Here is a 7,587-nt window from a genome sequence, read left to right as displayed (position 1 = left end):
GACCATGGAAAGTAATTTATGTTGAATTTTTCGATGCAAAAGCTGAAGCTATCAAAAAAGAAAAATATTTAAAAACTGGAATTGGAAGAGAATTTATTAAAAATTTGATTCTCAACAATTAACTCGTAGGGCTCATATCCGCCGCGGCGGACACAGGTTCGAGTCCTGTTCCCGCTACTAAAATGAGTAAAAGCCTGAGAAATATAGATTTCTCAGGCTTTTTTGTGATTCGAAAAAAATCTTGTTTCATTTTTTAAAGATAAAAATCACCAATGTTTTCAAGAAAAATTGGTTCGAGTCCCGTTAAAGATGATAAAACCCATGTTATAAAAATTACTTAGATTTACAATTCCAAAGAAGTAAGATAGTACATAAAATTAGACTCTGAAACACTATCCATTTTTAGTTCTTTTAAGACAATATTAAAACTAAAAAGATGAGCATTACGACTCATCTTTAAATTGTTTATTGCTAATATTTGTTCTATTTCAATATGTTCGAAATTTAAAAAACACTACCGCAATCGTTACTACTAGTATGTTTGAATTAGAACATCAGTTGGAATATTTAGAACTTCGTGTAATTTTCTAATCATTTTAAGAGATAGTTTTCTTTTACGATTTAGGATTTCGCTTGCGCGACTTTTTAGACCTACAATGTTTGCCAAATCATTTTGATTATAGCCCATCTGTTCCATTCTGAATTTTATTGCTTCTATTGGATCTGGCAAGCCAATAGGAAAGTGTTCATTTTCGTATTGGTTGATTAGAATACCAAGTATAAAAAGAGGCTGTCCATACATTCGGACAGCCTCTTTCTTCTTTTTAAAACATTCCTCCTGCTGACATGAACGTCTACGATTCTTATTTTTATAATCACATTCAAGTTAATGAGCGAGACGACCCGATCGCGCGGATTTGTAATCCGTGCCCGCAAAGTTATTCTACAAGAAAGAGTAAATAAAAGATATATGAATTAGTTATTTATAGCTTTTGTTGTATTTTTAAATAAAAAAGGATGTCAACAAAATATAAAGCAACAACAACGGATCAAGCTTATTTTATAACGATAACCACAGTCGGTTGGGTTGATATATTTACCCGACTCAACCAAAAGTACAATATCGTTAATGCTCTACAATATTGTCAAGAAAAAAAAGGACTTGAAATTTATGCATATTGTATTATGCACAGTCATATCCATTTAATGTGCAAAGCCACAAAAGGTTTTATTTTATCAGATGTCATGCGTGATTTTAAAAAATATACATCCAAGAAAATTATTCAAACTATAAAAGACGAACCTGAAAGTAGAAGGGAGTGGCTTTTGGCATATTTTGAAAAAGTGTGTGAGCATCTAAAACGGGATCAAAGTTATAAAGTTTGGCAAGATGGCTATCACGCCGAAATAATTGAAACCAATTGGTTTATAAAACAAAAGGTTAACTATATTCATAACAATCCTGTAAAAGATAAAGTAGTGACCTTGCCAGAGGATTACTATTTTAGCTCAGCAAGAAACTATGCAGGTTTAGAAAATGAATTGGATGTTGAAGTGCTAGATTTGTTTTAGATAATTGAATTACTATGTGGGCACGGATTGCAAATCCGCGCTATCGGGTTTGGAAGAGAATTTATTAAAAATTTGATTCTCAACAATTAACTCATCGGGCTCATATCCGCCGCGGCGGACACAGGTTCGAGTCCTGTTCCCGCTACTAAAATAAGTAAAAGCTTGATAAACATAGATTTATCAGGCTTTTTTATGATTCAAAAAAAATCTTGTTTCATTTTTTAAAGATAAAAATCACCAATGTTTTCAAGAAAAATTGGTTCGAGTCCCGTTAAAGATGATAAAACCCATGTTATAAAAATTACTTAGATTTACAATTCCAAAGAAGTAAGATAATATATAAAATTAGACTCTGAAACACTACCCATTTTTAGTTCTTTTAAGACAATATTAAAACTAAAAAGATGAGCATTACGACTCATCTTTAAATTGTTTATTGCTAATATTTGTTCTATTTCAATATGTTCGAAATTTAAAAAACACTACCGCAATCGTTACTACTAGTATGTTTGAATTAGAACATCAGTTGGAATATTTAGAACTTCGTGTAATTTTCTAATCATTTCAAGAGATAGTTTTCTTTTACGATTTAGGATTTCGCTTGCGCGACTTTTTAGACCTACAATGTTTGCCAAATCATTTTGATTATAGCCCATCTGTTCCATTCTGAATTTTATTGCTTCTATTGGATCTGGCAAGCCAATAGGAAAGTGTTCATTTTCGTATTGGTTGATTAGAATACCAAGTACTTCAAGCTCATCGCCTTCAGGCGTTCCATTTTTAGCATCAAAAATTATTTCAAGTCTTTCAAGAGCCTGATTATAATCTGTTTCTGTTTTTATAGGTTTAATTTCCATAGTTCTTAAATTTCGTTAGCGTTAATTTTATCATATTCCGAATGCGTTCCAATAAAACGAATCCAAGCCATTTGATAATCATAATTTATTTTCACAATCAATCTGTAATTGTTCCCTTTTATATTGAAAACAACACGATTGTCATTCAAAATACTCGCACTTGGATATTCTTGCTTTATTTCGTTTGGGTTTTTCCATTCAGCTTTACTTGCTTCCTGATACCAAGACTTCAATTGTTGTTCACAATCGGCATGTGACTCCCAAAAATCTCTCAATATTTTTTTTGCAATTACTCTCAAGTCTCTAAGTTTTGGACAAAGATAATAAATAAGTTCCCGATACGGGAATTGCTTATGAATTTTATCTGCACAAAATTTGTCCCATGATTACGAACTTATTTATATGTGTAACAAACCACACAAAACCATCCAAATCCGGATAGCTATATGTGATAAATTTCATATATTATTTGTTTTCAAATATTTTTTTTACCAAAAATTTTCAAAAGGGCTTTAATTTGATTGATGATTTTTGGCGTTTATATAAATGGCCATGCAAACAAAAAGCAGAGAAAAAGTTAAGATGCACATTCCAAAATATCGTAATAATCCAAGATAATCTGGTTAGATAATTGAATGCTTCCCGCTACTAAGTAAAGCTTCAGAGAAATCTGAAGCTTTTTGTTTTATAACTTCTGTTCTTGTCCTATGAAACGAAGTCGGAAACTAAGACATTCGCCCGCTATCTATAATAACTCTTTGATGAGCAGGGAATATTTTATTCGGTTACAGGGATAATTTCTTCTGCTTTTTTAATTTTTTCAATGCCTCTTTCTCCCATAATCTGCCCGGCATCCAGCATTCTGATTAAATGGATATAGCACGTTACGAGATCATAATCAAGCTCTTCGGTATGGGGAGACAATGAGATCTGGACAATTTCATAGAGAAAAAAAACAAACTCCTCGGGAGTTTTCTCTTCAAATGCGCTTTCGAATACCAAAAAGGGATTCGCGTATTCTTCTTTACTAAGTGAAGCCAGCTGCGTTATGGACTGATAATCGCCCGAACCTTTCACTTTCCATTTTATGCTTTTCCTCTTTAAGCAATAACACACTTTGATAAAAGAGCATACAGCAGTGTAGAAAACAAAAATTTCGCATGGATTGTCTTGTTTGTATATCTTGTTCCTGTGGCAATGCATGACCACATCACTCAACATCTGCTTGTAGTAATCGAGTTGGGCAAAGTCAAAAAAAGAGTAAAGAGCCTCTAGTGGATTTTCTGCTTCATAGGCTGCCCAAAAATTAGTTTCAAAGTATATCTTATTCTTTTTCATGGCGGGAAAATTTAAAATTTACAAGCGAAGTTCTACTCTTTCAAAAGGATAAACTATTCCGGATTTGGATATACTATCTGACAAAGGGATATTTTACAGATATTTTTTTATCTTTGAAATTCACACTTTTTAATGCAGATGGCTTTATCTTTGCCCCTTTAGAAAATTGATATTTATTATGGAACAGAAAATACATCAGGGAAGAAACGTAAAACGTTTTAGAGAAATGCTTAACATCAAGCAGGAAGCACTGGCTTATGATCTGGGGGAAGACTGGAACCAAAAGAAAATTTCTATGCTGGAGCAAAAAGATGTAATAGAAGACAGTTTGCTGAAACAAATCTCTGCTGTATTGAAAATTCCTGTTGAGGCTTTTCAGAATTTTGATGAGGAGCAGGCAATAAATATTATTGCCAATACTTTTGACAATGGATCAATATTGAATGGCATCAATCATAATCCTACTTTTCATCCAATTGAAAAATTAGTTCAGTTGCACGAAGAAAAAATTGCGTTATACGAACGTATGCTGAAAGAGAAAGATGAAATGATGGCGAGGCTTGAGAAATTGATTGGTAAATGATTATTTATAAAAGATATAGAGGCTGTCCGAAAAGTCGAAGCTAGCCTCTGAGGATTGCATAAATGAAATTCGTCTCCAATAGGAGTCCAAATATTTTAGTATAAAAAGAGGCTGTCCATACATTCGGACAGCCTCTTTCTTCTTTTTAAAACATTCCCCCTGCTGACATGAACGTCTACGATTCTTATTTTTATAATCACATTCAAGTTAATGAGCGAGACGCTAGCACTAATAGAAGATTTTTTAAGGCAAAAGTCTCAAAACCAACACAAAAAATTGATTTATAAATAATTATTAATATTCCAAAAGCTATTGACTTTATAAAAAAAAAAATATAACTTCGTCCAGAAATTAATCAGGTGCGCGTAAAATTTTACGCGCACCTGATTAATAAAATGGCATAATTTTAGTACACTAAGTTAATCATAACTTAAATTATTATTGAGCTTACTTAAATTTTGTGTACTTTTAATAAAGCAATATAATATTATTTATATACCTATCCTCTTTTGAAATTTTATATCGCAAGAGGGAATCAAAATTTTAAATTTAAATCGTTATGGAAGAAACTAAGGTAAAACATAAAACGGATTATCTATTTTCAAAATGTACATTCTGGAGAGGTATTGGTTCTGTTTTTAATGTGCCTGGTAATTATTATGAGTTTCACATTTCAGAAACCGAATTAGAAGCAGACCACAAAGCCTTAACTTCAGATTGGGAAAATATTGGTGAAGACATAAGAGAAGCCAAAAAGAAATTTGAAACGTTAAATCATACTAAGCTTTGTTTAAAATAGATATAAATCATGTCTGAAAATCCTAAAAAAAGCAACAAAAAATCCAAACTTAAGGATGTCGTTCCTATAAAAAATAGTTCATTCAAAAATGATGATAGCACAGATGAAATTGAGAATTCTGAGATTGTTGAAATAAGAGAGGAACTAGAAGAAATAAATCCACATGTTTTCGACGGCTTAGACGAAATAAAACGTAGTGAGGTTTTACAAACGGTTAGTCGAATGACATTACGTGTTACCCAGAGCCACCATTCTGGCCCTCTACCATCCGCTGAGACAATCATTAAGTATGATGCTGTAATACCCAACGGGGCAGACAGAATTATGATTATGGCTGAAAAACAGCAGGATCACAGAATGGCAATGGAAAAAAAAGCCATTTCATCTCAACTAAATCAAAGTCTTGTTGGTCAAATTTTTGGGTTTTTCTTATGCTTATTTGCTCTTTCATTAGCAACTTATCTAGGATTAAACGGGCATGAAGCAATTGGATCAGTAATTGGCGGTACTACCATTTTAGGTTTAGCTGGAATATTCGTTCTTGGCAAAAAAGACAATCCAAAACCTGAAGACAAAAAGGACAACAAAAAACAACTTTCAAAAAAGTCCGAAGAAGAGAAAGAAGAATAAAAACCTCTCATTATAATACAAGAAGAGGCTGCCTCAAAAGCGAAACAGCCTCTTTTTGCTTATATATGTCTAATAAATATATTGAATTACAATACTAATTTTAAATAATTCACTGCGACCCCGATCGCGCGGATTTGTAATCCGTGCCCGCATTCTATCTTAACAGATTTAATAAAATCCAGTTTTTAACTATATCCTTTTTAATAATATTAGGAACGGGCACGGAAAGAATTTACACGCTATCGTTGCGGATATCTGAGCGATCGGGATTATCCCCTCCCGTAATATGTTCCATGAAAGCAACAGCACCTTTCATATGTTTTCCTATAATTGGGGATGATGACCCGTCGAATGCATTTAAAGTAATCGTTCCATAATTTAAAAACCAACCAAAAAAACCACCACTGTCTACTGTCATTCCCAATACTCTTGCCACTGGAATTCGTATGTAACTTTTTTGCCATGGCAGCACACCCGATTCAATTAGGATTTCCCCGTCTTTTGCTATCCATTTGTAGCTTTTAATTGTAAAATATCCTAGTATATTGAATCCTAATAAAATCCAACCAAACAAATACACATTACCATTTCCAAATATTAGCAACATGATACTCATTATAGCTATAAACCATACTGGAGTGTAACATAGCCAGTGCTTTCCTATTTTCATTTCGACCATCTAATTTTTGTTTTTACCGTTAAATTAACACAATAGTAGTCAAACCTAACGAACATATCAAATTTTTAGACATTAATTACCCCGAAGAGTTCTTATGAAAAGCTGTGCGAACGTCTCCTGACTTCGCACCCGCATAGAGAATAAACAAAGAGAAGTCTGTAAAAGTAATAGCATCACATTTATAGAATGTTGGAACGGGTTACTGAACATAGTACGGAATACTATATAAACATCGTACTGGATTTCCATCTTTGATTGCCGGAATCCAGTTTGGGGATAATCTTAAAACCCTTTCCAATTCTTTTCCCGATCCGTAACCAATATCACGAAGAATTTTTATTTCAGAGAAACTGCCGTCTTTTTCAATTTTTATAGTTGCAAAAACACCGCCTCTAGAAGCTTCATCATTCATTAATTCTTGTGGTATAACATAATTTTTCTTTAAAAAAGCATAAAACTTTTGAATCCCTCCCGGAAATTTCGGAAGAATTTCTACCTCAGAGACACTATAAACTTTATTATCTTTTGGCTTACTATCATGACGCTTTTCTAGTTTCATTGTTTGTTCTGGCAAAATCTTATCGATATTTTTAGAAGCCGGCTCTGCCATTGCCGGAACAGTAGTATTTTGACAGCTGAATAACAATAAAAAACTAATGGCTCTTAAAAAATTTCTCATCATAGGTTTTTGTTTAGTGCAAAGAGTTTATATGTAAAAAAACAAAATTTATTCCATTTTGAAGTCAATAATTTAATACAGTTTAAATTTAATTTTAACGAAATTAATTACTTTATCCCGCTCCCCGAAGAGTTCTTATGAAAAGCTATGCGAACGTCTCCTGACTTCGCACCCGCATAGAGAATAAAGGCTTAATTCTACTATTTACAGCTTTTGTCATTCCGATGAAGGAGGAATCACATAACGTGAGCAACTTGTGCGATTCCTCCTTCGTCGGAATGACAACAAAATCAACAAAATTGGTTTTCAACAAATGCTGTGATTAATAGAATTAAGCGCAATTTTTTTAAAACGAATTTTTTGCCACCGATATTGTGACATTTTTTATGAACTGAAAATTTTGTCACCGATTTTGTGATTTTTTTTTCGTTTTAAAAAAAATGTCACAAA

General features: G+C 32.8%; 9 protein-coding genes and 1 pseudogene. 4 read left to right on the top strand and 6 right to left on the bottom strand.

From position 1 onward, the window contains the following. Positions 1 to 532: 532 nt before the first annotated feature. Positions 533 to 796: pseudogene (locus tag DMB65_RS09630) on the bottom strand (helix-turn-helix domain-containing protein); the annotation flags it as partial. A 221-nt stretch (positions 797 to 1,017) separates the two neighbouring features. On the opposite strand from DMB65_RS09630, the gene DMB65_RS09625 reads away from it, so the two are divergent. Beyond that, a complete protein-coding gene (locus DMB65_RS09625; RefSeq protein WP_110306438.1) occupies positions 1,018 to 1,572 on the top strand; it encodes an REP-associated tyrosine transposase in 555 nt (184 codons plus the stop codon). A gap of 500 nt (positions 1,573 to 2,072) precedes the next feature. Here DMB65_RS09625 and DMB65_RS09620 read toward each other — a convergent pair whose 3' ends face one another. The 3 genes from DMB65_RS09620 to DMB65_RS09610 all read right to left on the bottom strand — a co-directional run bounded on the left by DMB65_RS09620 (position 2,073) and on the right by DMB65_RS09610 (position 3,767). Beyond that, positions 2,073 to 2,429, bottom strand: a complete 357-nt coding sequence (locus tag DMB65_RS09620) for a helix-turn-helix domain-containing protein (protein ID WP_110306437.1) — start codon at positions 2,427 to 2,429, stop codon at positions 2,073 to 2,075. A gap of 5 nt (positions 2,430 to 2,434) precedes the next feature. Continuing rightward, entirely contained in the window at positions 2,435 to 2,728 is a 294-nt protein-coding gene (locus DMB65_RS09615) for a type II toxin-antitoxin system HigB family toxin (protein WP_110306436.1), read from the bottom strand. Between the two features lie 478 nt (positions 2,729 to 3,206). Next, positions 3,207 to 3,767 (bottom strand): hypothetical protein, encoded by a 561-nt coding sequence (locus DMB65_RS09610; RefSeq protein WP_110306435.1) that lies wholly within the window; start codon positions 3,765 to 3,767, stop codon positions 3,207 to 3,209. Positions 3,768 to 3,945: 178 nt separating this feature from the next. Here DMB65_RS09610 and DMB65_RS09605 point away from each other — a divergent pair, with 178 nt between their 5' ends. The 3 genes from DMB65_RS09605 (at position 3,946) to DMB65_RS09595 (ending at position 5,779) form a co-directional block, all read left to right on the top strand. Next, the gene (locus DMB65_RS09605; protein WP_110306434.1) at positions 3,946 to 4,350 is read left to right on the top strand and encodes a helix-turn-helix domain-containing protein; all 405 of its coding nucleotides are present in this window, start codon (positions 3,946 to 3,948) and stop codon (positions 4,348 to 4,350) included. Between the two features lie 559 nt (positions 4,351 to 4,909). Then, positions 4,910 to 5,149 (top strand): hypothetical protein, encoded by a 240-nt coding sequence (locus DMB65_RS09600; RefSeq protein ID WP_110306433.1) that lies wholly within the window; start codon positions 4,910 to 4,912, stop codon positions 5,147 to 5,149. A gap of 9 nt (positions 5,150 to 5,158) precedes the next feature. After that, positions 5,159 to 5,779, top strand: coding sequence for a DUF2335 domain-containing protein (locus DMB65_RS09595; protein WP_110306432.1), 621 nt, complete (start codon positions 5,159 to 5,161; stop codon positions 5,777 to 5,779). Between the two features lie 232 nt (positions 5,780 to 6,011). On the opposite strand, the gene DMB65_RS09590 is transcribed toward DMB65_RS09595, so the two are convergent. Next, positions 6,012 to 6,386: a YdbT family protein gene (locus DMB65_RS09590; protein WP_123955318.1), complete on the bottom strand. Its 375-nt coding sequence runs from the start codon at positions 6,384 to 6,386 to the stop codon at positions 6,012 to 6,014. Between the two features lie 271 nt (positions 6,387 to 6,657). Next, entirely contained in the window at positions 6,658 to 7,140 is a 483-nt protein-coding gene (locus tag DMB65_RS09585; RefSeq protein WP_123955316.1) for an energy transducer TonB, read from the bottom strand. Positions 7,141 to 7,587 lie beyond the last annotated feature (447 nt).

The organism is Flavobacterium cheongpyeongense (genome assembly GCF_003202435.1).
In the GTDB taxonomy this organism is placed as follows: domain Bacteria; phylum Bacteroidota; class Bacteroidia; order Flavobacteriales; family Flavobacteriaceae; genus Flavobacterium; species Flavobacterium cheongpyeongense.
This window is presented reverse-complemented; position numbering and strand designations above follow the sequence as displayed.